General features: G+C 30.7%; 23 protein-coding genes and 2 tRNA genes. 11 read left to right on the top strand and 14 right to left on the bottom strand.

The annotated features are described in order from the left end of the window. Positions 1-62 precede the first annotated feature (62 nt). From ITB9_RS14320 to ITB9_RS14300, 5 genes are all read right to left on the bottom strand, one after another. Positions 63-908 (bottom strand): aldo/keto reductase, encoded by an 846-nt coding sequence (locus tag ITB9_RS14320; RefSeq protein WP_054852768.1) that lies wholly within the window; start codon positions 906-908, stop codon positions 63-65. Positions 909-1,010: 102 nt separating this feature from the next. Then, on the bottom strand, positions 1,011-1,352 hold the full coding sequence (locus ITB9_RS14315) for a hypothetical protein (protein WP_054852767.1): 342 nt from the start codon (positions 1,350-1,352) through the stop codon (positions 1,011-1,013). Positions 1,353-1,421: 69 nt separating this feature from the next. Continuing rightward, positions 1,422-3,263: a PLP-dependent transferase gene (locus ITB9_RS14310; RefSeq protein WP_054852766.1), complete on the bottom strand. Its 1,842-nt coding sequence runs from the start codon at positions 3,261-3,263 to the stop codon at positions 1,422-1,424. A gap of 155 nt (positions 3,264-3,418) precedes the next feature. Next, on the bottom strand, positions 3,419-3,655 hold the full coding sequence (locus tag ITB9_RS14305) for a hypothetical protein (RefSeq protein ID WP_054852765.1): 237 nt from the start codon (positions 3,653-3,655) through the stop codon (positions 3,419-3,421). 2 nt (positions 3,656-3,657) lie between these two features. Next, entirely contained in the window at positions 3,658-4,110 is a 453-nt protein-coding gene (locus ITB9_RS14300; protein WP_054852764.1) for an SRPBCC family protein, read from the bottom strand. Between the two features lie 279 nt (positions 4,111-4,389). Here ITB9_RS14300 and ITB9_RS14295 point away from each other — a divergent pair, with 279 nt between their 5' ends. The 9 genes from ITB9_RS14295 (at position 4,390) to ITB9_RS14255 (ending at position 18,212) form a co-directional block, all read left to right on the top strand. Then, a complete protein-coding gene (locus tag ITB9_RS14295; RefSeq protein ID WP_054852763.1) occupies positions 4,390-6,330 on the top strand; it encodes a peptidylprolyl isomerase in 1,941 nt (646 codons plus the stop codon). A gap of 2 nt (positions 6,331-6,332) precedes the next feature. Then, the gene (locus ITB9_RS14290; RefSeq protein ID WP_054852762.1) at positions 6,333-7,184 is read left to right on the top strand and encodes a hypothetical protein; all 852 of its coding nucleotides are present in this window, start codon (positions 6,333-6,335) and stop codon (positions 7,182-7,184) included. Then, positions 7,147-8,595 (top strand): peptidylprolyl isomerase, encoded by a 1,449-nt coding sequence (locus ITB9_RS14285; protein WP_028289904.1) that lies wholly within the window; start codon positions 7,147-7,149, stop codon positions 8,593-8,595. The genes ITB9_RS14290 and ITB9_RS14285 overlap by 38 nt, the downstream gene beginning before the upstream one ends. Positions 8,596-8,603: 8 nt before the next feature. Next, positions 8,604-9,557, top strand: a complete 954-nt coding sequence (locus ITB9_RS14280; RefSeq protein WP_054852761.1) for a MoxR family ATPase — start codon at positions 8,604-8,606, stop codon at positions 9,555-9,557. Positions 9,558-9,762: 205 nt separating this feature from the next. Beyond that, positions 9,763-10,902, top strand: coding sequence for an acyltransferase (locus ITB9_RS14275; protein WP_054852760.1), 1,140 nt, complete (start codon positions 9,763-9,765; stop codon positions 10,900-10,902). A 267-nt stretch (positions 10,903-11,169) separates the two neighbouring features. Then, the gene (locus ITB9_RS14270; protein WP_054852759.1) at positions 11,170-13,944 is read left to right on the top strand and encodes a bifunctional aconitate hydratase 2/2-methylisocitrate dehydratase; all 2,775 of its coding nucleotides are present in this window, start codon (positions 11,170-11,172) and stop codon (positions 13,942-13,944) included. A gap of 364 nt (positions 13,945-14,308) precedes the next feature. Next, entirely contained in the window at positions 14,309-16,579 is a 2,271-nt protein-coding gene (locus tag ITB9_RS14265) for an aconitate hydratase (protein ID WP_054852758.1), read from the top strand. Positions 16,580-16,709: 130 nt separating this feature from the next. Next, positions 16,710-17,582 (top strand): anti-sigma factor, encoded by an 873-nt coding sequence (locus tag ITB9_RS14260; protein WP_054852757.1) that lies wholly within the window; start codon positions 16,710-16,712, stop codon positions 17,580-17,582. A 63-nt stretch (positions 17,583-17,645) separates the two neighbouring features. Further along, positions 17,646-18,212, top strand: coding sequence for a TlpA disulfide reductase family protein (locus ITB9_RS14255; protein ID WP_054852756.1), 567 nt, complete (start codon positions 17,646-17,648; stop codon positions 18,210-18,212). Here the strand turns inward: ITB9_RS14255 and ITB9_RS14250 are convergent. The 7 genes from ITB9_RS14250 to ITB9_RS14220 all read right to left on the bottom strand — a co-directional run bounded on the left by ITB9_RS14250 (position 18,207) and on the right by ITB9_RS14220 (position 23,407). Continuing rightward, positions 18,207-19,349: a lycopene cyclase family protein gene (locus ITB9_RS14250; RefSeq protein WP_054852755.1), complete on the bottom strand. Its 1,143-nt coding sequence runs from the start codon at positions 19,347-19,349 to the stop codon at positions 18,207-18,209. The genes ITB9_RS14255 and ITB9_RS14250 overlap by 6 nt on opposite strands. A gap of 9 nt (positions 19,350-19,358) precedes the next feature. Then, positions 19,359-19,808, bottom strand: a complete 450-nt coding sequence (locus ITB9_RS14245) for a sterol desaturase family protein (protein WP_028289895.1) — start codon at positions 19,806-19,808, stop codon at positions 19,359-19,361. A 5-nt stretch (positions 19,809-19,813) separates the two neighbouring features. Further along, on the bottom strand, positions 19,814-20,653 hold the full coding sequence (locus ITB9_RS14240) for a phytoene/squalene synthase family protein (protein ID WP_028289894.1): 840 nt from the start codon (positions 20,651-20,653) through the stop codon (positions 19,814-19,816). A 1-nt stretch (position 20,654) separates the two neighbouring features. Then, entirely contained in the window at positions 20,655-22,118 is a 1,464-nt protein-coding gene (locus ITB9_RS14235; RefSeq protein WP_054852754.1) for an NAD(P)/FAD-dependent oxidoreductase, read from the bottom strand. Positions 22,119-22,135: 17 nt separating this feature from the next. Next, positions 22,136-23,035 carry a MerR family transcriptional regulator gene (locus ITB9_RS14230; RefSeq protein ID WP_028607912.1) on the bottom strand — a complete coding sequence of 300 codons (900 nt, stop codon included), beginning with the start codon at positions 23,033-23,035 and terminating at the stop codon, positions 22,136-22,138. A gap of 158 nt (positions 23,036-23,193) precedes the next feature. Next, positions 23,194-23,266 (bottom strand) — tRNA-Lys (locus ITB9_RS14225). 68 nt (positions 23,267-23,334) lie between these two features. Then, positions 23,335-23,407: transfer RNA gene (locus tag ITB9_RS14220), tRNA-Lys, on the bottom strand. A gap of 126 nt (positions 23,408-23,533) precedes the next feature. Here ITB9_RS14220 and ITB9_RS14215 point away from each other — a divergent pair. Further along, positions 23,534-24,049: a shikimate kinase gene (locus ITB9_RS14215; RefSeq protein WP_054852753.1), complete on the top strand. Its 516-nt coding sequence runs from the start codon at positions 23,534-23,536 to the stop codon at positions 24,047-24,049. Here ITB9_RS14215 and ITB9_RS14210 read toward each other — a convergent pair. Continuing rightward, a complete protein-coding gene (locus ITB9_RS14210; protein WP_187294283.1) occupies positions 24,041-24,541 on the bottom strand; it encodes a phosphoribosyltransferase family protein in 501 nt (166 codons plus the stop codon). The genes ITB9_RS14215 and ITB9_RS14210 overlap by 9 nt on opposite strands. 2 nt (positions 24,542-24,543) lie before the next feature. After that, complete coding sequence (locus ITB9_RS14205; protein ID WP_054852751.1) at positions 24,544-24,918, bottom strand: RNA-binding S4 domain-containing protein; 375 nt, start codon at positions 24,916-24,918, stop codon at positions 24,544-24,546. A gap of 80 nt (positions 24,919-24,998) precedes the next feature. Between ITB9_RS14205 and ITB9_RS14200 the strand changes: the two genes are divergently transcribed. Next, the coding region (locus ITB9_RS14200) for an FKBP-type peptidyl-prolyl cis-trans isomerase (RefSeq protein WP_054852750.1) at positions 24,999-25,949 on the top strand (951 nt) is incomplete at its 3' end.

Genomic DNA, 25,949 nt, shown 5'->3' with positions numbered 1-25,949 from the left:
AAAATTGCAAACGAACATAAAAGTAAACACTATATATGTNTCTTTTTTTATGTAAATTATATTTATTTAATGCGATCTGGCCAGAAGTTAGGATGCTCTCCACTAAAACCTAATTTTGGTATTGCATTGATTTGTTCCATTTCTGAAGTTGATAACTCAAAATCAAAAATTTTTAGATTTTCTTCCATACGTTGAGGTGATGTAGATTTAGGAATTACAATTACGTCGTGTTGTAAAACCCATCTTAAACAAATTTGCGGAATAGATTTTTGATGTGTATTGGCAATGTCTATTAATATTTGATTGTCAAACACGCGACCTCTGGCTAAAGGAGACCAAGACTGTACCGCAATATTTTTTGATTTACAATACGAGGTTAATTCTTCCTGCCAATAACCAGGATGGAACTCGATTTGATTTACAGCAGGTATAACATTGGCTGTTTTAAATAAAGCTTCTAAGTGCTCTTGAAAAAAATTACTGACTCCAATGGATTTAATTTTACCTTCCGCTTGTAATTCTTCCATTGCGCTCCAGCTTTTCGCATTAGCGTGTTCCCAATCATTATAGTTTTTAGCATTTGCAGGCCAATGGATAAGGTAAAGGTCGATATAATCTAAACTTAATTTTTTAAGAGATTTATTAAATTCAGCTTTAGCTTGGTTATAACTTAAGTTTTCTCGCCAAAGTTTGGTTGTAATATATAATTCGTTTCTGTCGATTCCACTTTTTTTGATGCCTTGTGCTACAGCTTCTTCATTACCATAAATTGCAGCAGTGTCAAATAATCTATAACCTTTTGCTATAGCATTGGCAACAGACTGAATTCCTTCTTGCTCTGTACATTTATAGGTTCCGAAGCCTGCGATAGGTATTTTAGTGTCATCATTTAAATGTTTAAATGTCATGATTTAATATTTAATAATTGCTAATTACAAGGTACGTCTTGTCTAATTTTATATAAAATTGCTTAATCTGTTTAACAGCTTTTTAGTATTTGTAAAACTATTTTATAAAGATGTAATACAATTTACTTCTACAATTTGACCAGCCATACAAATATCCATTCTGTCTTTAATTTCTGTATAGCTAAAAGTTATTTTCTTTTGATCTTTTAATGTAATATCAAATGTTTTTAAGTTAATGGGATTAACTTTTTTATTATTTTCTAATAAAATCATCCAACCACAACCATCTAAACCAGTCATATTTACTAATGTTCCATTAACTTGATTAGGACAGGTTTTGTCTTTAGTTGTTTTAGAGTTTGCGCATGACAAACCTAAAATAGTAATTGCAATTAGATAAATAAATTTCTTTTTAAAAATTAAGTTCAATTGGCTTTTTGACATGATTTTCTGTTGGTTTAAAATTAGTTTAAATAAAAAACACAACTTATAAAGTTGTGTTTTTTATATCTATTATAGGTTATTTACAAAGTCTTTAAAAACTTTTTTATGTAGTTCTAAATCTAAATTTGGAGATAATGATGCACGTACAATATAATCTTTATCACCTTCTTTGGTGGTTCCTTGTGTAGAGGTTGCAGGAATAGTCCAATAACAACCTTTTAACTGTCCATAACTAACGCAAAATTTACTTTGATCAGGAATCTCAGTAATCATTAAATTAATTAATTTTAAGTTAAGTGCTCTTTTGTAAGTTTCTTTTTCTTCGTCTGTGTTTCCTTTTGTTGGAAGATCTAAAGAGAATACAGAAGGTGTAAAGCCTTGTGAGGCTAACTCTTCTGACACAAAATTGATTTTAGCATCAGGTAATGTCTCTTGTATAAATGTTACAAAATCGCGAGTGTTAGTATACGCATCAGCAATTCTTTGGTTCATAGATGGTAACTGTTTAGCTAAAATCTGATATTGTAAAGCGGTTGCTTCGTTATCACACAATAATAAATGTTGTTCTATTTTTTCGATTAAATCGAAAGTCTTAGTGTTACCAATACAATAACCAGCTGTACATTGTCCACCACTAGGAAACTTAGATCCACTAGCAAAAGATATAGTTCTAACCGTAGCTAATATTTTATCTTCTCCTAAAAACTGAACATTTGGGCAAAACGTTTGATCTAAAATAAAAACAGGATCAATAGCGTTTTGTCCGTTAGGTGTTTGACGCACTTTAGTTAAAGCAGCTTTTAATTGTATTAAATCCGGAACTTCAACTCTTGGATTTGTTGGTATTTCGGCAATTATTAATGGAACTGCATCTTGCGTTGCAATAGTGTTTAATACATTATCGATGCTTTGTACCATATCATTATCACCATCTACTAGTAAATCAACAATGGATACATTGTCAATACATGCAGCAACACGACGTGCTTGGTCATTTGTTCCTCCATAACAATTGGGTGGTACAACTATTTTTATGTCTTTACCCTTGTGGTTTTGTTTAGCATCATCAATTAATCCCATTAAAGTAGCATATTGAATAGATAATCCACTTGATGCCACTAATGCTTTTGTGTTAGATCCTGTAACGGTTTTAATAGCATCTAATACAGCTGTTTTATTTTGTTGGTTGCTTTCGGGAGTATTGTAATTGGCTTGATTAGCTAAAGCTTGTAAAGCCAACAGAGTGTTTGATGGTGTCATCGCAACAGTTTCACGACGACGTACATGTTGGATATCAGAAATATAATGGTCGTTTTCTGATTCATTTATAATTAAAATACTTCCTAATGGTCCATGAAGATTAATATGAAAATCAACTGTATTAATTAAGTTTGTTGCTCCAATATGTTTGTCTTCAGCTATAAAAATAGTGCTTCCATCAAAATCAGAAATGTCGTTAATATTTTTTATCTGATTTAACTCAAAATTATAACCGTAAACACTTTTAATAATGTCAGCATTAAACACTTCTGGTAATTGTCCAATATAATTAATTTGAGTCTTTTTATTATCTAATAAGTTTTTTCTTAAAACAGCTAAAATTGGTACTGTTTGAGAGTCAAAGCTTATTACGTTTTGAGCGCTAATATTATTTAATTTTGCAATGGACCACTCTAAAACACAAGATAAAGGATGACCTAGGCGTATGTAATCATAGGCAGTTGGAAGATTATCTAAAGCTGAGGTTTCTGAATTATTGTCGTTGTAAAGCGTTTCAAAAAGATCTAAAAACTGAACTTTTGCTAAAGCTTCGTTATAAATATCTAATCTGTGTGTTGTGGTACTTAGCCAACCTTCAGGTTTGTTATTTAATACGTCTTTTATATAATTTAATAAGTTATTGTTTATCATGAAGTTTAAACTTTAATAAGTTTGTTTGTAGTGTTGCAAAATTAAGTCGATAATTTATACTTAAACTTACATTGTTTTAAAATATAAGTTAGCATTGCAAATTTAGTAATTTTAGTAGTTTACTGGATTAGTAAATGGTATTAAACCTTTGTTAATTATGGTTGATATACCTGTCCACGATGCGGTTTTAAGGCGTCCCGAATTGGTTTCATTTCGGTTTCATTTACTACCATATATGCAATACAATGCATGTCATTTATAGTCTCGACACCTGTGATGTTTAATTGGGTATTTTTAATAGTTATGTATTCTTTAAGATGTATAACGTGGTGTTCTGCTATTTTTAAAGCGTCAGGTCCTCTAAAATCCCAAATTAGTTTAAGTTGTCTCATTATTATTTTTTAGTAGCAGTTTGTTTTTCGGCGAAAGCCTTAAAATCAATTAAATATTTTTTAGACTGTTTTTTAAATGCTTTAGGCATTAACAGCATCATTAATCGTGAACTAAATTTGGTAGGTACAAATTGATTTATACTAGACCATTTAGTAGTATTTTTATCTATAATCTCAAAATAATTCTCTTGAATATTATGCATGTTACTAGTGTCAAAATTAAAATTTAAAACACAATTTTCTTCTATTTTGGTTATAGTTTCCTTGACACTCATTAGACGTTTCCCAAACGCATAATTAATTTTAATAGTTTCTCCAACCATACCAGGTTCGCCTGACAGATGCTCGTAACTTAACAAGCCATCTTGCCAATACTTCATGTTGTCGTGATTTTTAAGTAAGGCAAAACAATCTTCAACAGATTTGTTTATAATAATTTGTGTAGTGTATTTCATATTTTGGGATTATATATAAAAATATAAATTATTACTTTATTTACCCATTACAATCGCTAAGGGTATAAAGATTACCGATTAAGTACAATTTAGTTTTAATTTAAAGTTTTTAGCTAATTTTTGAGTTAAAATGTGAAATGCTAATTTTAGATTAAAATTAACAAATAGTTTACTTATTTATCATGCAATAAGTTGTTTATTGTATCACTGTCAAAAGTGCTTGTATTATAGTGTAATATTGCTATTTTTGCAGACATTGCTAATTAAACTAAGCTTTTTATGAAATTGAATATGTTACGCTTAACATTATTTGTTTTTTTTGTCTCCAATTTTATGGTTAAGGCGCAAAATAAGTCTGTATTGTTTACTGTTAATGATGTACCAGTCTATGCTTCTGATTTTAAGCGTGTTTATAATAAAAACCTAGATTTAGTTAAGGACGATTCACAAAAAGACATTGATAATTATTTAGATTTATTTATAAAATATAAGCTAAAAATTGCTGAGGCTAGAGCTTTAGAGCTGGATAAAAAAACATCTTACATTAGAGAATTTGGTAACTATAAAAACCAATTAGCCAAAAATTATTTAAATGATAATAAAGTTACAGATCAATTAGTAGAAGAGGCTTATCAACGCTTATTGACAGAGATTGATGCCAATCATATTTTAGTTAGAATTGAAGAAAACGCTAGTCCACAAGATTCTCTTTCAGCCTATAAAGAAATACAAAAGCTTAGAGGTCGAGTTATAAATGAAGGTTTTGAGGCTATTAAGCAAGATGTACATAATGGACGTACTATTTTTGCTGAGCAGTTAGGCTATTTTACAGCTTTTAAAATGGTGTATCCCTTTGAAACTGCTGCATACAATACAGCTGTTGGACAATGGTCACAACCGTTTAGAACGCAGTTTGGTTTTCATGTTGTTTTTGTAAAAGACAAGAGGAAAAATAGAGGAGACCTTACTGTAGCACATATTATGCTTACAGGTAAAGACGGACAGCAAACAGCACAACAACGTATTGACGAGATTTATAAACGTATCCAACAAGGAGAAGCTTTTGGTGCTTTAGCAAAACAATTTTCTGAAGATAAAAGCTCAAGTAGTAAAGGAGGACAACTTAATACGTTTTCGTCTGGACAATTAAGTTCTAAAGCTTTTGAAGAAGTTGCTTTTGGATTAAAAAATATAAACGATGTAAGCAAACCTTTTAAATCGGAATTTGGTTATCACATTGTTAAACTTATTGATAAAAAAGGAATTAAGTCTTTTGAAGAACTTGAGCCTGAATTAAAAAACAAAATTAAGCGCGACTCTAGGTCTAAAGTTATTAATGATAAACGTATAGAGGCACTGTATGCTAAGTATAACGTATCCAAGACTCTACCAAACCTTCAGCCAATTACCTCTATTTTAAATGATAATTATTTTAAAAGTACTTGGACTATTCCAGATTATTTTAAAAACGAAACAGTTTTAGTAAGCATTAAAGATAAGCCATTAACATACATGGATTTTGCTAAGTTTTTGGCAAAAAGTCAACGTCAACGTCAGTCCAAAATAGATTTAAATCAATTAATAAAAAACAACTACAAAGTATTTTTAGAAAGTCACTTAAAAGCTTATCAAGAAGAAAACTTAGAAAATGAAAATGAGGAATACGCTCATATTTTAGGCGAATATAGAGATGGGTTATTACTATTTGACCTTATGGAAACACAAATTTGGAATGTTTCAAAACAAGATTCGGTTGGATTGCAATCCTTTTACAATGCACATAAAGACAATTATTTTCATGACGTTAGATTAGATGCAATTGTTGCATCTTCAGCAGAGAAAAGTATAATTAAAAAAACAGCAAAACTGTTAAGTAAAAATACTATTGTAGATCAAATTAAAGGGCAATTAAATTCTGATTCAAAAATTAACGTCAGCTTTATTACTGATACATTAAATGTAAATCATCAAGCTTTACCAAAAGGTTTAGATATTAAGACTGGAGTATCAAAGATATTTAAACATAATGATGCTTATAGTGTTGTTAAAATCATACGTGTATTACCAAAAACAGCAAAGACTTTTGAAGAGTCAAAAGGTAATGTTATTGCAGATTATCAAGCTAAAATTGAAAAAGAATGGTTAGAAAAATTAGCTAAAAAATACACAGTAAAAATTAATCAAGATACTTTAAAACAAGTCAAAGACGAACTTAAATAAATTTGAAAAAATCAATCTACATAGTGTTATTAGTTAGTGTTTTGTGGTCTTGTGACTATTTTAAACCAGTACAGGAAGATGAAGCAATTGCTAGAGTAGAGGATGCCTTTTTATATCATAAAGATTTAAAAAAGGTATTGCCTGAAAATTTAAATGCACCTGATAGTACCATTTTTGCTAATAATTTTATTAACAGATGGGCAACACAACAATTGCTTGTTCAAAATGCACAAGTCAACTTATCAGATTCAAAATTAGAAAAATTTGATAGGTTAATTCAACAATATAAAAGTGATTTATATAGTAAAGCATATTTGGAGGCTTTAGTGTCTAAAAACCTAGACACAACAGTATCAAATCAAGAAGCAACAATATATTATGATATCAACAAAGATGCTTTTAAATTAAACGAAGACTTAATTAAGTTTAGATACATTAATTTGGATGCTAATAGATTAGACCTTGACGATGTCAAAACTAAATTTAAACGCTTCAATATTGAAGATAAGAAAGAATTAGATTCTATATCCATACAATTTAAAACGTATTCATTAAAAGATTCAGTTTGGATAAGAGTAGACCAAGTCATAAATAAAATTGCAGCAGTACAACCTGAAAATCGAAATGAATTGTTAAAAAAATCTAATTTTATACAACTCAAAGACTCATTAGGATTATATTTGATGCAAATAAATGATGTGTTGTTACGAAACGAAACAGCTCCATTAGAGTACGTAAGACCAACAATTAACCAAATCGTTATTAATAAACGAAAACTGGAATTGATTAAACAATTAGAAAAGGACATTACTAAAGATGCCATTAAAAACAAACAATTTGAAATTTACAATTAAATCTAAAACGTTAACAGCTTTTACGTTTTTATTATTAGCAAGTTTTACTGCTTCTGCTCAAGAAATTATTGAAGAGACAGCTCCAGAAAAAACTATAGATTCTACTTTAACAACAGGAGCAACTAAAGTTGATGGTGTTGCAGCAGTAGTTGGAGATTACATTGTTTTGGATAGTGATGTAGATAAAATGATCTTACAATTAAAAGCACAAGGCGCATCTTTACAAGGTGTGACACGTTGCCAGTTATTTGGTAAATTATTAGAAGATAAATTATATGCACACCATGCTATCCAAGATAGTATTGTAATTAGTGATGCAGAGATAAGATCATACGTTGACCAACAAGTTGAGCAGTTTTTACAGCAAACTAATGGTAATATGGATGAATTATTAAAATTTTACAACAAAGAAGACGAAGCTAGTTTCAGAGAAGAAATGTTTGAAATTAACAAGAGTAACAAGTTAGCTTCAGAAATGAAGAAAAAAATTATTGATGAAGTAGAAGTCACTCCAGAAGAAGTAAGACAGTTTTTTAATGACATACCAAAAGAAGAAAGACCAAGATTTGGAACAGAACTTAAAGTAGCACAAATTGTAATTGAGCCTAAAGTTAGCGAAACCGAAAAGCAACGTGTTATTGATAGATTAAAAGAATTTAAAAGAGAAGTTGAAGAAGACGGAAAAAGCTTTAGATCAAGAGCAGCCTTTTATTCTGATGATCCAGGATCAAAAAGATCAGGAGGAAAATTACCTCCAATGGTACGTTCTACACCAAGAATGGTAAAAGAATTTAGAGATGTTGCATTCTCATTACAAGAAGGTGAAATTTCAGAACCTTTTGCAACAGACTTTGGGTATCATATTATATACCTTGAAAAAATTAGAGGTCAAGAGTATGATGTAAGTCACATTTTATTAGTTCCAGAAATTTCTGATGATGAAGTGTTAGAAGCTAAAGAAAAGATTGAAAAAATTAAAACAGAAATTGCTAATGGTGATTACACTTTTGCCGAAGCAGCTTTAGAGTTTAGCGATGAAAAAGAAACTAAATTTCAAGGAGGTCAATTAATTAACCCTCAAACTCAGGATTATAATTTTGAATTAACAAAAATGGATCCTGAATTATATGGTCAATTACAAGATTTAGAAAACAATACAATAAGTGAAGTCTTGACTGATACAGACAGACAAGGTAACATTAAGTTTAAGTTAGTAACAGTTACAGATAGAATTGACGAGCATGATGCAGATTACGCACGTGATTATTTGAAAATTAAAGAACTAGCTTTAAACGAAAAACAATACGACGCTATTGGTAAGTGGCAAAACGAAAAAATTAACGATACTTATATTAAAATTAGCGAGTCTCACAGAGATTGTGATTTTTCAAGTAACTGGTTAAAAAACTAACAAAATTTATGTCAGACGTTGCAGCAGTAAAATCTCTAGTAACTAAATACAATTCATTAAGACAAGAAGTTGCCAAAGTAATAATTGGTCAAGACGATGTTGTAAATCAGATTTTAATTTCTATTTTTTCTGGTGGTCATGCGTTATTAATTGGTGTTCCTGGTTTAGCCAAAACACTAATGGTTAATACAATTTCTCAAGCTTTAGGATTGGATTTTAAACGTATACAATTTACTCCAGATTTAATGCCAAGTGACATTTTAGGAAGCGAAATCCTTGACGAAAACAGACAATTTAAATTTATTAAAGGACCTATTTTTGCTAATATTATTTTAGCAGATGAGATTAACCGTACACCTCCAAAAACTCAAGCAGCTTTACTAGAAGCAATGCAAGAGCGTGCTGTTACAGTATCAGGTCATCATTATAAATTAGATTTACCTTATTTTGTATTAGCAACCCAAAACCCAATTGAGCAAGAAGGTACGTACCCACTTCCAGAAGCACAATTAGACCGTTTTATGTTTGCTATTAATTTAGATTATCCAACATTTCAGGAAGAAGTAGATGTTGTTAAAGCAACCACATCAGACCATAAACCTAAAGTTAATGCATTATTTACTGCTAAAGAAATAACAGATTTTCAACAGTTAATTAGACGTATTCCTGTAGCAGATAATGTTATCGAGTATGCAGTTACAATGGTTGGTAAAACAAGACCACATAGTGATGCAGCTTCAGATTTAGTAAAACAATATGTAGATTGGGGAGCAGGACCAAGAGCGTCTCAAAATTTAATCTTAGCAGCAAAAACTCATGCAGCAGTAAATGGTAAGTTTTCTCCAGATATAGAAAATCTCCAAGCTGTTGCAACAAGTATTTTGCGTCACAGAATGATTAAAAACTATAAAGCTGAAGCAGAAGGAATCACTATTGAGCAGATTATAAAAAGTTTATTTTAGTATGAAGCTTAAGCAATTATTAGTGCCTTTTATTATCTTACTAATAGGTATTGCATTAACAATCGTTGGTGCGTTATTTAAAATACAACATTGCCAAACGGAAGTTTACTACTAACTTTAGGAACTTTTATAGAGTTTTGTGCTATTTTTTATGCTATCATTAAACTAGTAAAAATAGCAAGACAAAAATAATTAAATCTAATTTTTGAAATCAATAACAACTTACAAGCAAAGAGTATTTGGTTTAGACGTTGTTAGAGCAATCGCTATTTTACTGATACTTTGCTCACATTCTACTATTTTATTATTTCCAGAATCATCCTCAACAATTGTTAAAACCATTCAGTTTTTTGGTACAATAGGTGTAGATATATTTTTTGTGCTTAGTGGATTTTTAATTGGTACTATATTAATAAGACATATACAAAATCAACAAACTAGTCTTAAGCAATTTATTAGTTTTTGGATACGTCGTTTGCTTAGAACACTTCCAAACTATTATCTGGTTTTAATTGTTAATATTTGTTTATTGTATGTTTTTAATAGCGAAATACCTAAACAGCTTTATAAGTTCTTTTTCTTTCTTCAAAATTTTAGCTCACAGCAACCTGATTTTTTTACCGAATCTTGGAGCTTAACAATAGAAGAGTTTGCGTATATTATTGGTCCCTTAATATTATTAGCCTTGGGCTTATTCTTTAAAAAACTTAATAAATGGAGTTTTTTAATAATGACTTGTTTAGTAATTGTGTGTATTACAATACACAGATTTATTTTTGATGTTCATTTAACCACAATCCCAGAACATCTTTCATGGAGTAAGATTTTAAGAAAAGTAGTTATTTATAGAATTGATAGTATTTATTATGGTTTTTTAGGAGCTTTTTTTGCTTTTTATTTCACAAAATCTTGGAAACAACTAAAATGGTTAAGCTTTGGTTTTGGGGCTTTTTTATTTGTAATTATTCATTTAAATATATTTTCAAATCAATTAAATCCAGATCATTTCTCAACGTTTTTTAATATTTATTATTTACCCTTAGTATCTATAAGTATTTTGTTGACGTTTCCTGTGTTTTCAAATTGGAAAAAACATGTTTTATTAACACCTTTAATTACTAAAATAAGTTTGTGGTCTTATTCTATTTATTTAATTAATTATTCAATTGTTTTTTTAACTATAAGACAATTTATAGATATCGATCAAGTCAGTCTAATTGCTAAATTTTCAATTTTAGTGTTGTATTGGATCTTAACATTTGCATTTTCTTATCTATTATTTACTTTTTTTGAATATCCATTGATAAAATTTAGAAACTCTATAAATAATAAGTATTTATATTAAATGTAATTTTTAGTTAATTAATTTTGATAATGATTTTTTTGAGGCATCAAAAATGTGGAATTAATAAAATTAAAGATATTATTTCATCAAATTTATCAATACTTCAATTTTATAATTAGCTTTCAAAATACCTTAAAATTTTCGTAATTTTGCTAGACTTGAATTGTACGTAATTTTCTAGTTTCCGTAAGGTTTGAGTATGATTAAAGTGTATACTTACAACATTTTTTTCAGTAATAAATTTAAAAGAATTCTATTTTAAACTATATGAACATTTATAAAGATTACCTTAAAGAGATTGAAGACAGAAAAGAATTAGGTCTTCATCCTAAGCCAATTGATGGTGCAGATTTATTAAGCGCAATTATTGAGCAAATTAAAGACACAGATAACGAATATAGAGAGCAGTCTCTAAACTTCTTTATTTATAACGTTTTACCAGGTACCACAAGTGCTGCAGTTGTTAAAGCTAAGTTTTTAAAAGAAATTATTTTAGGTGAATCTTTAGTTTCAGAAATTTCAACCGAGTTTGCTTTTGAGCAATTATCACACATGAAAGGTGGACCATCGGTTAAGGTATTATTAGATTTAGCGTTAGGTGAAGACAAATCAATAGCTTTACAAGCAGCTAAAGTGTTAAAAACACAAGTTTTTCTTTACGAAGCTGATACAGACCGTTTAGAAGAAGCACTTAATAATGGTAGTGAAATAGCTAATGATATTATCGAAAGCTATGCTCAAGCCGAGTTTTTTACAAAACTACCAGAAGTTGAAGAAAAAATAGAAGTTGTAACTTATGTTGCAGGTGTTGGTGATATTTCAACAGATTTATTATCTCCTGGTGGTGATGCACACTCTAGGTCAGATCGTGAGTTACATGGTCAATGTATGTTTGAGCATAACAAAGACATGCAAAACGAATTATTAGCATTAAAAGAAGCACATCCAGATAAGCGTGTAATGCTAATTGCAGAAAAAGGAACAATGGGAGTTGGTTCTTCCAGAATGTCAGGTGTAAATAATGTAGCATTATGGACAGGTATTTCTTCAAGTCCTTACGTTCCATTTATTAACATTGCACCAGTAATTGCAGGTACTAACGGTATTGCTCCAATTTTCTTAACAACAGTTGGTGTAACTGGAGGTATAGGTTTAGACCTTAAAAATTGGGTACAACAAAAAGATGCAGATGGTAAAACTATCGTAGATGAAGATGGAGAACCTATCTTAAAAGAAGTTTACTCTGTAGCTACAGGTACTGTATTAACTATAAACACAAAAGAGAAAAAATTATATAACGGAGACCAAGAACTTAAAGATATATCGGCAGCATTTACACCACAAAAAATGGAGTTTATGAAAGCTGGAGGATCTTACGCTGTAGTCTTTGGTAAAAAATTACAAACATTTGCTTGTAAAGTTTTAGGTATTGAGGTACCTCAAGTATACGCAGCTTCAAAAGAAGTATCAATAGAAGGTCAAGGTTTAACAGCTGTAGAGAAAATTTTTAATAAAAATGCAGTTGGTACATCAGGAGCTACTTTACATGCAGGTTCTTACGTTCGTGCAGAAGTAAATATTGTTGGTTCTCAGGATACTACAGGTTTAATGACCTCTCAAGAATTAGAGATGATGGCAGCTACAGTTATCTCTCCGATTGTAGATGGTGCTTACCAATCTGGTTGTCATACAGCTTCAGTTTGGGATGATAAATCTAAAGCTAATATACCAAGGTTAATGAGCTTTATGAACGATTTCGGTTTAATTACTGGTCGTGATCCAAAAGGGAAGTATTTCCCGATGACAGATGTTATTCATAAAGTACTTAACGATATTACTGTTGGAGATTGGGACATTATTATTGGTGGAGATTCTCACACACGTATGTCTAAAGGTGTTGCTTTTGGAGCAGATTCAGGTACTGTAGCCTTAGCATTAGCAACAGGTGAGGCATCAATGCCTATTCCAGAATCGGTTAAAGTAACCTTTAAAGGACAAATGAAATCTTATATGGATTTCCGTGATGTAGTACACGCAACACAACAACAAATGTTAAAGCAGTTTGGAGGTGAAAACGTATTCCAAGGTCGTGTAATCGAAGTACATATTGGTACTTTAACTGCAGATGAAGCTTTTACATTTACAGATTGGACAGCAGAGATGAAAGCTAAAGCATCTATCTGTATTTCAGAAGACGATACTTTAATCGAGTCATTAGAAATTGCAAAAGGTCGTATCCAAATCATGATTGATAAAGGTATGGACAATGCTAAACAAGTACTTAAAGGTCTTGTAGATAAAGCAGAAACTAGAATTACTGAGCTTAAAACAGGTATTAAACCATCGTTAAGACCAGACGCAAATGCTGTATATCATGCAGAAGTTATTATTGATTTAGATGAAATCGCTGAGCCAATGATTGCGGATCCAGACGTAAACAATGATGACGTATCAAAGCGTTACACTCACGATAATATCAGACCATTATCATACTATGGTGGAACTAAAAAAGTAGATTTAGGTTTCGTAGGATCATGTATGGTTCATAAAGGAGACATGAAAATTTTAGCTCAAATGCTTAAAAATGTCGAAGCCCAACATGGTAAAGTAGAATTTAAAGCACCTTTAGTAGTTGCACCTCCAACATATAATATTGTAGACGAACTTAAAGAAGAAGGTGATTGGGATGTTTTAGTAAAATACTCGGGATTCGAGTTTGACGATAGCGCACCAAAAGGATTAGCACGTACTAAATACGAAAACATGTTGTATTTAGAGCGTCCAGGTTGTAACCTATGTATGGGTAACCAAGAAAAAGCAGAACCAGGCGATACAGTAATGGCAACATCTACACGTTTATTCCAAGGAAGAGTTGTAAAAGATTCAGGAGATAAAAAAGGTGAGTCATTATTATCATCAACACCAGTAGTGGTCTTATCAACAATCTTAGGTAGAACACCAACTATGGAAGAATATGAAGCAGCAGTAGATGGTATTGTTTTAACCAAATTCAAACCTTCAACAAAGCAATTAGTAAGATAATCTAAAGGATATTTTACAATATTTAAAAAGTCCGAGTTCAAAAAACTCGGATTTTTTTGTATTAAACAATCTTTCTTTATTATTAAAATTTGGGCGTTACCACAAGGGTCGGGCTTTTCGTTCCCAATCTTTTTTTAACTAGATTTATTTTAAGCAATTGTTTTATTATTAATCTAACTAAAACTTTACTAAGCATCATAAGTGTTAAAAAAAGGATTTCCACTGCAATCCCTAACACGATACAAATCAAATAGTTAATATTTTGGTATTACTCAAAACACGTTAAAACACTTTCATAGTCATACTATAATTTGTATATTAGGATACTAATAATCACAACTAAATAAACAAAAAAAAAGAACTTATGGCATTTGATATTGATATGATAAAAAAGGTGTACAGCCAAATTGCAGAACGTGTAGATAAAGCACGAGACGTTGTTGGAAAACCTTTAACACTTTCTGAGAAAATTTTATATTCTCACCTTTGGGATGGTAAAACAGACAAAGCTTTTACAAGAGGTAAAGATTATGTAGATTTTGCTCCAGACCGTATTGCATGTCAAGATGCAACCGCACAAATGGCATTATTGCAATTTATGCAAGCAGGAAAAGATAATGTTGCTGTACCAACTACTGTACATTGCGATCACTTAATCCAAGCTAAAGAAGGTGCAACAAAAGATCTAAAACACGCAAATAGTGTAAGTAGCGAAGTTTTTGATTTTCTAGAATCAGTATCTAATAAATACGGAATTGGATTCTGGAAACCAGGAGCAGGTATTATTCACCAAGTAGTATTAGAAAATTACGCTTTTCCAGGAGGAATGATGATTGGTACAGATTCTCATACAGTTAATGCAGGAGGATTAGGTATGGTTGCTATCGGAGTTGGAGGTGCAGATGCTGTAGATGTTATGGCAGGAATGGCTTGGGAACTTAAATTTCCAAAATTAATTGGTGTTAGATTAACTGGTAAATTATCTGGATGGACAGCGCCTAAAGATGTTATTTTAAAAGTAGCAGGAATTGTATCTGCCAAAGGTGGTACAGGTGCAATTGTTGAATATTTTGGCGAAGGTGCTAAAGCTATGTCATGTACAGGTAAAGGTACTATTTGTAACATGGGAGCAGAAATTGGTGCAACGACATCAACTTTTGGTTATGATGAGTCTATGGAGCGTTATTTACGTGCCACAGACAGAGCGGACGTTGCAGATGCTGCAAATCAAGTGAAAGAGTATTTAACTGCAGATGATGAAGTATATGCTAATCCAGAACAGTATTTTGATCAAGTTATAGATATTAACTTATCAGAGTTAGGGCCATTATTAAATGGACCTTTTACTCCAGATTTATCAACTCCAGTTGGTGATAAAATGACTGAGATTGCAACTACTAATGAGTGGCCTTTACAAGTAGAATGGGGACTTATTGGATCGTGTACTAACTCATCTTACGAAGATTTATCACGTGCGTCATCAATAGCGCAACAAGCAATAGATAAAGGTATAAAAATGAAAGCTGATTTAGGTATTAATCCTGGATCTGAACAAGTTAGATATACAGCAGACAGAGACGGTATTTTAGGGATTTTCGAAAAATTAGATGCTAAAATATTTACAAACGCTTGCGGACCATGTATTGGCCAGTGGGCAAGATATAGCGATCCAAAAAATGCACCTAAAAATAGTATTGTACACTCTTTTAATCGAAACTTTGCTAAGCGTGCAGATGGTAACCCTAATACACATGCTTTTGTTGCTTCTCCCGAAATAACTGCTGCTATTGCAATTTCTGGACGTTTAGATTTTAATCCACTAACAGATAAGTTAATTAACGAAGATGGACAGGAAGTTATGTTTGATGAGCCTACAGGATGGGAGTTACCACCTAAAGGTTTTGAAGTTAAGGATAATGGGTATTTAGCTCCTGATCCAGATGGAAGTGGAGTAGTAGTAAAAGTGGCTTCAGATTCAGAAAGACTTCAATTATTGACACCTTTTACTCCAATTGGTAGTGATATTTCAGGTGCTAAATTACTAATTAAGGCTTTTGGTAAATGTACTACAGATCATATTAGTATGGCTGGTCCTTGGTTACGTTTTAGAGGGCATTTAGATAATATTTCTAATAATTGCTTAATTGGTGCAGTAAATGCATTTGGTATGAAAACCAATTTTGTGAAAAATCAATTAACTGGTGAGTTTGCAGGTGTACCTGATACAGCTAGAGCATATAAAGCAGCTGGAGTTAAATCTATAGTTGTTGGAGATCATAATTACGGAGAAGGTTCTTCTCGTGAGCACGCAGCAATGGAACCAAGACATTTAGGTGTTGTAGCTGTAATTGTTAAATCTTTTGCTCGTATCCACGAAACTAATCTTAAAAAACAAGGAATGTTAGGACTAACATTTGCAAATGAAGCAGATTATGACCTAATTCAAGAGGATGACACATTCAATTTCTTAGATTTAAATGAATTTGCACCAAATAAACCACTAACAATTGAGTTGGTTCATGCAGACGGAAATAAGGACAATATCATCGTAAATCATACATACAATGAAGCGCAAATAGCCTGGTATAACGAGGGAAGTGCTCTTAATTTAATTAAGAAAGAAAACAATGCATAATACTTGGTGAAAAGTGTTAATTATTAAAACTCCTGAATCTTTCAGGAGTTTTTTTTGATATTTATGTAAGGTTTTAAATTAAGTGTCGACTTTTTAATAAAAATTGTTCAATTAATTAAAACCAAAAATTATGATTAGAAAAATGTATTTAGCTGTAATGGCTTTAGGAGTATTAAGTGTATCTTGTAGTGACGACGATGACGCTCCTGTAAACCCAGTTTCAAATCTTACTATTGACATTCCAAATCTTGAAGCTTTAGGAGATGATTATGTTTACGAAGGATGGATTATTGTAGATGGTAATCCAGTATCAACAGGAACATTTAGTGATGTAACTTTTCCTAAATCTTTTCCTGTACTAGAGTCTCAATTACAAAGTGCAACAACCTTTGTGTTATCCATTGAACCATCTGTAGATTCTGATCCAGCTCCTGCAGATACAAAAATTTTAGCAGGTGATTTTTCTGGAGATTCAGCAGTAGTCAATTCAAATTTAGTAGCAGATTTCTCTACAGTTGCTGGTAAATTTATATTAGCAACTCCAACAGACATGGATGACACTAATGAAGCTAGTGGTGTTTGGTTTTTAGATAACGAAGCAGCAACAGCAGTAGCAGGTTTAGAGTTACCTGTACTTTCTGACGGTTGGGTTTATGAAGGTTGGGCTGTAATAGATGGTACGCCAATTAGTACAGGTACTTTTACAGATCCATCAATGGCAGATAGTAATGCAGCAACATCACCTTATAAAGGAGATGCAGGAAATGGACCTGGTTATCCAGGAGAAGATTATTTACAAAATGCTCCAGATGGATTTACGTTCCCTACGGATTTAAGAGGACAAACTATAGTTGTATCTGTAGAGCCTAGTCCTGATAATAGTCCATCACCTTTTACATTAAAACCTTTGTTACATACTATAGCTGTTGATGCAGAAACACACAGCGCTATAACAATGGGAGCAGGACCTACACAATCATTAACAGGAACTGTTAATAGATAAAATAAATAGTTTTTATTACTTTTAAGCACCTAATGTATTAGGTGCTTTTTTTATAAAACAAATATGACCAAACCTAAAATTTCATTAAATAATACATTGTTTGTTGCTATTTTGGTACTAATGATTATCCCAACAACCAGACAATTTATACAAATTCAAGTGCATAAAGGTTTAGCACTATTTTCACCAAGTATTGAAAAACCAAACAACAGAAAAATAATAACTAACTACAATTGGCAATTACAAAATAGTACTGGTCAACCTTTTAATTTCCGTCAAGCGGAAAACAAAATCGTATTAGTTAGCTTTTGGGCAACTTGGTGTCCACCTTGTATAGCAGAATTACCAAGCATGCAGCAGTTGTATGAAACTTATAAGGATAAAATAGAATTTGTTTTTATTTCAAATGAAAAAATAGAGACTATAAATGCATTTATGGCAAAAAATAATTACTCATTTAAAGTTTATACGCCTTTAGAGAAGTCTTCAATCAATACTTTTGAAATAAATAGTATTCCTAGAACTTTTTTAATTAATCAAAAAGGTGAAGTTGTAATAGACAAAAATGGAGCTGCTAATTGGAATAGTGAAACGGTCAATAAAACTATTAATGGCTTATTAGAATTATAAGGTCTTAAAAAAGGCTTTTATAAAGCTAAAGCTAAATAAGGACCACATAATTTTTAAATCTTCTTTAAAAGTAGAAGTTTCATCTAAAAATTTGAACATAGTTGTTGGGTTATTTTTACTGTAGTATTGCTGAAAAATCCATTCGCCTTTATAGTTTTCGTCTTTTAATACTTTAAGAAATATTTTATCGTAAAATTTATATTTGCTTTTATGTAATCCTGATGAAGGTATTTTATTATTTTTTAAATTAGAAATAATTAAACTAACCTTATGTTCAGTATTTTTAAATGAATATCCTGTTGATGGCTTAACCCAGCCTCCAGCTGTACCAATTTTTGTTACAGATCTAGTATTGTAACTATCAAACGGAAAGGTGGTCATTGGTATTTGTCCAGCTTCGGTTTCGATTATATTGTAATTTTTAATCTTTAAATATTGACTTATATAATGTTTTATGTATTTATCATAAGTTTTTTCTTCTACTAAATTTTCAGTAAAATAGGTGAATTCTATTAAAGCTTTGTTTTTAGCAGTTGGTAGCACATACATAAATGTGGTTTGATTACCATCTTTTAAACGATAATCCATCATAGTTAAAGTGGTGTCGTCAAATACATTATTTTCAGTATTTATAACCCAACCTTTAAAATGTTGAATGATATTAGTATAGGACTTGTCGTTTAAACTGTAATCTTTAGTTAGTCTGCTGTCAAAAACATGATTGGCTGTGTAGCTATTGGTTTCGGTAGTGACTATTGGTGTTTTTGTTTCAGAAACATCTGTAACGGTTTCAATTAAAAAAGTAAAATTTTTGTTCTGCTGAATTTCAGCTTTAGCTAAATTATAAAAATCAATACCACGAATACTTTTATAAGTGTATGGATTTAAGTTTAAACGGATTTGTTTTTTACTGGTGTAAATGTTAGCTTCTGTCCATTTTTTATTAACGATTTTGTCCCATTTACCAGATTTTTCTTCCCAAAAACTCCAAGTTTTATCGTTTACATTTTTAGGAGAAGGATCTATTAAAGCAATAGATTTTTCTTTAAAAAAAGAATCTTGATTTAATGCTAATGCTAATTGTAAACCAGCTAATCCATTACCAACAATTATGTAATCATAATGGTTTTTGGGCATATAAAAATATTATTTTTTAAAGTATTTGAAAGGTACAAATAGCATTCCAAAACATTCTCCATCAGATTTACCTAAGTGTTTATGATGCATTTTATGTGCACGTCTCACACCCTTTGCATATCTATTATTTGCTTTACGAAATAATTTAAAACGTTGGTGTATAAAAATATCGTGCACTAAAAAATAGGCAGCTCCATATGCCATGATTCCTAATCCGATAGGTAAACAATACCAAACGCCTTCGTAACTCCAAAGGTAAAAGCATGTCATACTTACTATGGCATAAAATATAAAAAAGGCATCGTTACGCTCAAACCAACTGTCGTGATCTTTGTGGTGATGGTCTTTGTGTAAACTCCACAAAAAGCCATGCATGATATATTTGTGTGTAAACCATGCCATAAATTCCATTGCTGAGAATGTTCCTAAAAAGACTAATATCCAATAAAGGGTTTGCATTATTTTTATAATAAATTAAGTTGATATTTTACATAACTACGTGTTAGTAACTCGGCTTTTTTATAGTTAGGTACTCTAATACGTGTGTTTTTAATTTCTAAAGCTGGTGTCTTTTTTAGCTTTTTTAATAATTGGTTGTAATACCTGTAAGCCATGAAAACTCCAAACTTAGCTTCTATTGGTAATTGTTTAATACCTTTTAAGCCTTCTTCAAAATCGTGTTCGATGTCTCTTATAATAAAAAGTTTGTCGTCTTCAGTAAGATTTGTTAAATCTGTATTAGGGAAATAGGTGCGATCCAACAGTTCATGATCTGCTTTTAGGTCTCTTAAAAAGTTTACTTTTTGAAAGGCAGAACCCAATGACATAGCTGTACTTTTTAATGTTTCGTACTTTTTATTATCACCTTTAACAAATACTTTAAGGCACATTAAGCCAACAACATCTGCAGATCCATAGATATAGTCTTTGTATTCTTGATCGGTTGTATATTTAGTTTTAGATAGGTCTAATCGCATACTTTTCATAAACGAGTCTACCATGTGTTTATCTATATTACACTTGTGATATGTGTATTGAAAAGCATTTAAAATTGGGTTTAAGCTTATTTTATCACGCAAGGCAAATTCTAAATCGTCTTCAAAACGTTTAAATAACTCTTTTTTATTATAGTCATGAAAGGTGTCTACAATTTCATCTGCAAATCTTACAAAGCCATATATGTTATAAATATCTTGTCTAATGCTAGTAGATAGCATTTTTGTAGCCAATGAAAATGAAGTGCTGTAAGAGTTAGTTACCACTTTACTACAATTGTAAGATACAGTATCGAATAATGCTTTCATGTTACTTGTTATGGTATTTGTTTATTAATTGAGCTACTAATTTTCCAGATATTAAAGCTGGAGGGACACCTGGTCCTGGTACTGTTAATTGACCTGTAAAGTAAAGATTGTCCAGTTTTTTACTTTTTAGTTTTGGTCTTAAAAATGCAGTTTGGAGTAGTGTATTTGCCATCCCGTAAGCATTTCCTTTATATGAATTATAGTCTTTAATAAAATCGTTTACGCAAAATGACTCTTTAAAGATAATATTATTTTTGACATTTTGATTTGTTAATGTTTCAAACCTGTTTAAAATTATATCTAAATATTTAGCTCTTATTTCTAAGGTATCTTCTATTCCTGGAGCAATTGGGATTAAAAAAAATCCTGTTTCACATCCTTCAGGAGCCATAGTCAAGTCCGTTTTAGAAGGGAAGTTTGCATAAAATAATGGATTACTTGGCCATTTTGGATCATCATAAATGTCTTCTGCATGAGACTCAAAATTAGTATCAAAAAATAAATTATGATGCTGAATATTATCTAGTTTTTTATCAAAACCAATGTAAAAGAGTAGAGAAGAAGGAGCAAAGGTCTTTTTACTCCAGTATTTTTCAGAATATTGTTTGTGTTTCTCTTCTAAAAGTGTCTCTGTATGATGATAATCTGCACCACTTAAAACAACATCAAAGCTTAATTTGTTATTGTTAACTGTTATGGTAGAAACTGATTTATTTACAACGTCTATTTTACTTACATTACTATCCGTTTTAATGGTTACACCAAGACTTTTGGCTAAACTAGACATCGCTAATACGATTTGGTACATACCACCTTTAGGATGCCAAGTACCAAGACCAAAGTCAGCAAAATTCATGAAACTATAAAAAGAAGGTGTTTTGTTAGGTTTTGCTCCTAAAAATAAAACCGGAAACTCAAGTGTTGAGATTAGTTTAGGGTTTTTAAAGTTTTTTCTAACTTCACTACTTATAGTTTTAAAAAACTGATCTACACGCATTGCTGTCTCTGGAGTAATAAGTTCTAAAGGTGAAACTCCAGGTTTTAACACAACTTTATTAATAGCTATATCATAATTATCTCCAGCTTTCTTTATAAATTTTTTAAGTGGAATAGAGCTACCAGGTTCAATACGTTCAAATTCAGTACAGATTTTTTCAAGTGTATCTCCAATAGTAATGTTTTCATCTTTAAAAAAGATTTTATAAGCAGGAGATAATTTGTCTAATTGGTAATAGTCTGAAGTTTTTTTACCAAAATCAGCAAAGAACTTATCAAATATATCAGGCATCCAATACCAGCTAGGACCTATGTCAAAGGTAAATCCATCTTTTTTAAATTGTCTACAACGTCCACCTATGGTGCTATTTTTTTCAAAGATAGTTACTTTGTGACCTTGTTTAGCCAAATAGCAGGAAGCGGATAATGCTGAAAACCCAGAACCAATTATTGCAATGTTTTTACTCATTAAATATTAATTAAAAGTTAAAGGTTTTCGATAACCTCTTTTGTGGATTTATAAGCTTTGATTTGATTAAAATCATCATTATTTATTAAAGAAGACATTCTTCCAGAAATAACAAGTGTATTATCAGTTTTATGTAATATTTTTTTATAAAACTCTTCTAAATAATCATTTAAATTATCCTTTTCAGGCTTTACAGTAAAGCATGAAATAAATATAATTTTATCATATTGTGAATTTAAAAACTGTAAGCTGTCTATTGGTACACTTTGGCCTAAATAAATGGCGTGAGCACCTTTATTAATTATAGAATAATTAGTAAAAAGTAATCCTAATTCATGTACTTCATTATCTGGTAAAAATAAAACATAAGCTTCTGTTTGGTTTGATAAGCTTGTGGTGTTAATTGCTTTTTCAGTGTTTAGTATTATTTTTTGTTTAATAAGCTCAACTATAAAGTGTTCGTGAGCAGGAGTAATAGTATCTGTTTGCCACAATAATCCAATATCATCTAATAGTGGGACAAAAACTTGATTGAAAATAGTTTCAAACGAATGATTTGTAATTAAGTCACTATAAGTTTTGTAAAACAAACCTTGATCAAAATTAATCATAGCAAGTTTTAAAGCATTTATAGAATGGTTGTTTTTATCGTTTTTATCAGCTATTTCTTTGACTAATTTAGGTATGTCCTCTGTATCTAATTTTGCAATTTTAGATATTTTGTAACCGTTTTTATTTAGGTAGCTAATATTTAATATCTTTTGTAAGCTTGCTAAGCTGTAATATCTAATATTGGTATCTGTTCGGTTTGGTTGAAATAGATTATAGCGTTTTTCCCAAATCCTAATGGTATGGGCTTTAATCCCAGAAAGGTTTTCTAGGTCTTTAATGCTAAATTTAGATTTTATATTGTTCATTATTTTTCAAAAATAGTTAAACAAAATGAATTTTTAACTCTTAATTAAAAAGATTTTGAAATAATTAACAATAAAATAAATAAGTATGTTGCTGCTTATTTTAGAGTTAGTTGAGTTTAAAGCAAAAAAAAAGCTAAGCAAAATGCTTAACTTTTTTGTGACCAGTCTGGGGCTCGAACCCAGGACCCTCTCCTTAAAAGGGAGATGCTCTACCAACTGAGCTAACTGGTCTTAAACTATTATAAACTAGTTTAAGTGTTTATGTCATTTGTAAAGTTAATAATTAATTAACTTAGTAGTGACCAGTCTGGGGCTCGAACCCAGGACCCTCTCCTTAAAAGGGAGATGCTCTACCAACTGAGCTAACTGGTCATTTGTTTAAATGAGGGTGCAAATATATTACCTTTTATTAGAACAACAAGCGTAAATATGATTTTTTTTTCGTTTTTTTGTCACATAATTTTCTATCGATTTAATAATCAATTTATAAGCTCAAAAATGAATTTAATTTTAGTTGGATATATGGCTTCAGGAAAGTCTACAATTGGAGTAGAATTGGCAAAAATGATGAATTTTCAGTTTGTAGATCTTGATAGATTTATTGAAAAAAACGAAAATTTAACCGTTTCAGAAATTTTTAAAACAAAAGGAGAACTACATTTTAGAAAATTAGAACAGTCATATTTAAAAGATTTGACATCTAAGTGTGATAAAACTATTATTTCTTTAGGAGGAGGGACCCCTTGTTTTTATGATACAATGATTTGGTTAAACAAACTAGATAATGTGAAGACTATTTATTTAAAAGCAAGCTTAGATATTTTGACAGATAGGTTGTTTCAAGACAAAACTAGACCATTAATAGAGCATTTAAATGCAAAAGAGGAGTTAAAAGATTTTATCGCTAAACATATTTTTGAAAGATCGTTTTTTTACAATCAAGCAGATATAGTTGTTAATACTACTAGGTCTATTGAGGAAACTTTACAAAATATTATAATAAGTTTAAGTTAGATAGGCTTTCCAATCTTTTCCTTCAAGGTTAACATGGACATGTTCTTTTAAAGATGTAGAAAGCGATATCCCTTTGTAATCTGCTTTTACTGGAAATTTTTTATGATTTCGGTTTACCAAAACAGCGGTTTTAAATTGTTTTAAAGGGACTTCTAGAAAATGTTTTACGCTATATATCAAAGTTGTTCCAGAATTTAAAACATCATCTATTAAAACAACAGATTTATTTGTGTAATTCTCAGCCTTAATAGAAGTTTTTATAGGTAATCTTGGGTTTTTCTTATCTATGGATATTTTACAAAGTATAGGTTTAATATCAGAAATTTTAGAAAGTATAGTTTTTAGTTTTTTAGCTAATATGTATCCATTTACATCAATACCTGCTAAAATAATTTCAGTTTCAGTCGTATTAGCTTCATATATCTGGTATGCAATACGTCTTAGTTTATTATTGATTTCATTTGAGTTTAAAATCATATTTTGTCCTTCCATTATTACTGTTCGTTTTCTAAATTTAAGTTATCTAAATCTCTTCTATCTTTTTTTGTTGGTCGTCCAACGCCTTTTTTTCTGTAGTAATCTTTAGCTAATTTAAGCATTTCTTGTGCTTCAAAAGCAGATTTTGGTGTTTTATCAACCCGAAAAAGATCTACAAGTTTGGCTCCTACACGATTAGGAGGTATGTCCAAAACAATTAATTTATAATTTACTTGGTCTTTTCTAAGTTCTATTACATCTGTTGGATAAACGTCTCTACTTGGCTTAACAACAGCATCATTTATTTTAATATGACCTTTTTTACAGGCAGTAGTAGCAATGTTTCTTGTTTTATAATATCTGACACACCATAAATATTTGTCTATTCGCATATTATTTATCTAAAATTGACGTTAACGTTATTGTGCAAAATTATATTAAAATGTATCTTGCACTTCAAAAATAACAATAAATGAGATTAAGAAAATTTACTTTCGCACTTTTATCTATATTACCTCTTGCCTTTTCATGTAATTCAGATGATGATGATGATACAGTTACATTTGAAGAAAGAAACAGACAAGAAGTATACGATGAAGATATTTTAGAGATAGAAGAGTATCTAAGTACTCATACTTATAATTATGATGATTTTGATTTTGCTAATCCATATTCGTTAGCTAACGATACATTTGAAATTGTTATCGACACAATTAGTGCAGCTAATAACAACTTGGACGCTGACCCCTTAATTAACAGACCTGAATTGTTAAGTAAGCAAGTAGAGAGTGAAATAGATACAGATACTGTTGTCTATACTTTATACTATCTAAGTCTAAGAGAAGGTTTAGGAGAGTCGTTACACCCATTAGATGCTGTAGGTGTTAGTTATGAAGGAGCATTGCTTGATGGGGAGGTTTTTGATACTAGTAATAATCAGGCTTCAGTTTTTAACCTGTCTAGTGTATCTTCTTTTTTTGGTGTGATAACAGGCTTTAGAGACGTGTTACTTGAGTTTAAAACTCGTGATGGCTACAGTGAAAATGGTGATGGTACTACTACAAATCATAATTTTGGTATTGGTGCAGTTTTTATACCTTCAGGTATAGCTTACTTTTCATCTGGAACTAATACTATACCGACGTATACTCCAATAATGTTTAAATTTGGTTTGTTAACTAGAATTGAATTAGATCATGATTTTGACGGAGTACCATCTTATATTGAAGATTTAGATGGTGATGGTGATGGTGAAAATGATGATACAGATGGTGATGGAATTCCAAATGTGATTGATCAAGACGATGATGAAGATGGAGTTAACACTATTGATGAAGATATAGATGGAGATGGAGATCCAACTAATGATGATACAGATGGTGACGGAATACCAAACTATTTAGACTCTGATTCAACCGAATCT

Origin of the sequence: Olleya sp. ITB9 (assembly GCF_001315805.1) — a bacterium.
GTDB lineage: Bacteria > Bacteroidota > Bacteroidia > Flavobacteriales > Flavobacteriaceae > Olleya > Olleya sediminilitoris.
The sequence above is the reverse complement of the archived record's forward strand: the minus strand, read 5'-3'. Positions and strand labels throughout refer to the sequence as shown.

Coding starts and splice junctions, on each gene's coding strand:
- ITB9_RS14320 (WP_054852768.1), bottom strand. CDS start 908: ATGACATTTAAACATTTAAATGATGACACTAAAATACCTATCGCAGGC.
- ITB9_RS14315 (WP_054852767.1), bottom strand. CDS start 1,352: ATGTCAAAAAGCCAATTGAACTTAATTTTTAAAAAGAAATTTATTTAT.
- ITB9_RS14310 (WP_054852766.1), bottom strand. CDS start 3,263: ATGATAAACAATAACTTATTAAATTATATAAAAGACGTATTAAATAAC.
- ITB9_RS14305 (WP_054852765.1), bottom strand. CDS start 3,655: ATGAGACAACTTAAACTAATTTGGGATTTTAGAGGACCTGACGCTTTA.
- ITB9_RS14300 (WP_054852764.1), bottom strand. CDS start 4,110: ATGAAATACACTACACAAATTATTATAAACAAATCTGTTGAAGATTGT.
- ITB9_RS14295 (WP_054852763.1), top strand. CDS start 4,390: ATGAAATTGAATATGTTACGCTTAACATTATTTGTTTTTTTTGTCTCC.
- ITB9_RS14285 (WP_028289904.1), top strand. CDS start 7,147: ATGCCATTAAAAACAAACAATTTGAAATTTACAATTAAATCTAAAACG.
- ITB9_RS14280 (WP_054852761.1), top strand. CDS start 8,604: ATGTCAGACGTTGCAGCAGTAAAATCTCTAGTAACTAAATACAATTCA.
- ITB9_RS14270 (WP_054852759.1), top strand. CDS start 11,170: ATGAACATTTATAAAGATTACCTTAAAGAGATTGAAGACAGAAAAGAA.
- ITB9_RS14265 (WP_054852758.1), top strand. CDS start 14,309: ATGGCATTTGATATTGATATGATAAAAAAGGTGTACAGCCAAATTGCA.
- ITB9_RS14260 (WP_054852757.1), top strand. CDS start 16,710: ATGATTAGAAAAATGTATTTAGCTGTAATGGCTTTAGGAGTATTAAGT.
- ITB9_RS14255 (WP_054852756.1), top strand. CDS start 17,646: ATGACCAAACCTAAAATTTCATTAAATAATACATTGTTTGTTGCTATT.
- ITB9_RS14250 (WP_054852755.1), bottom strand. CDS start 19,349: ATGCCCAAAAACCATTATGATTACATAATTGTTGGTAATGGATTAGCT.
- ITB9_RS14245 (WP_028289895.1), bottom strand. CDS start 19,808: ATGCAAACCCTTTATTGGATATTAGTCTTTTTAGGAACATTCTCAGCA.
- ITB9_RS14240 (WP_028289894.1), bottom strand. CDS start 20,653: ATGAAAGCATTATTCGATACTGTATCTTACAATTGTAGTAAAGTGGTA.
- ITB9_RS14235 (WP_054852754.1), bottom strand. CDS start 22,118: ATGAGTAAAAACATTGCAATAATTGGTTCTGGGTTTTCAGCATTATCC.
- ITB9_RS14230 (WP_028607912.1), bottom strand. CDS start 23,035: ATGAACAATATAAAATCTAAATTTAGCATTAAAGACCTAGAAAACCTT.
- ITB9_RS14215 (WP_054852753.1), top strand. CDS start 23,534: ATGAATTTAATTTTAGTTGGATATATGGCTTCAGGAAAGTCTACAATT.
- ITB9_RS14210 (WP_187294283.1), bottom strand. CDS start 24,541: ATGGAAGGACAAAATATGATTTTAAACTCAAATGAAATCAATAATAAA.
- ITB9_RS14205 (WP_054852751.1), bottom strand. CDS start 24,918: ATGCGAATAGACAAATATTTATGGTGTGTCAGATATTATAAAACAAGA.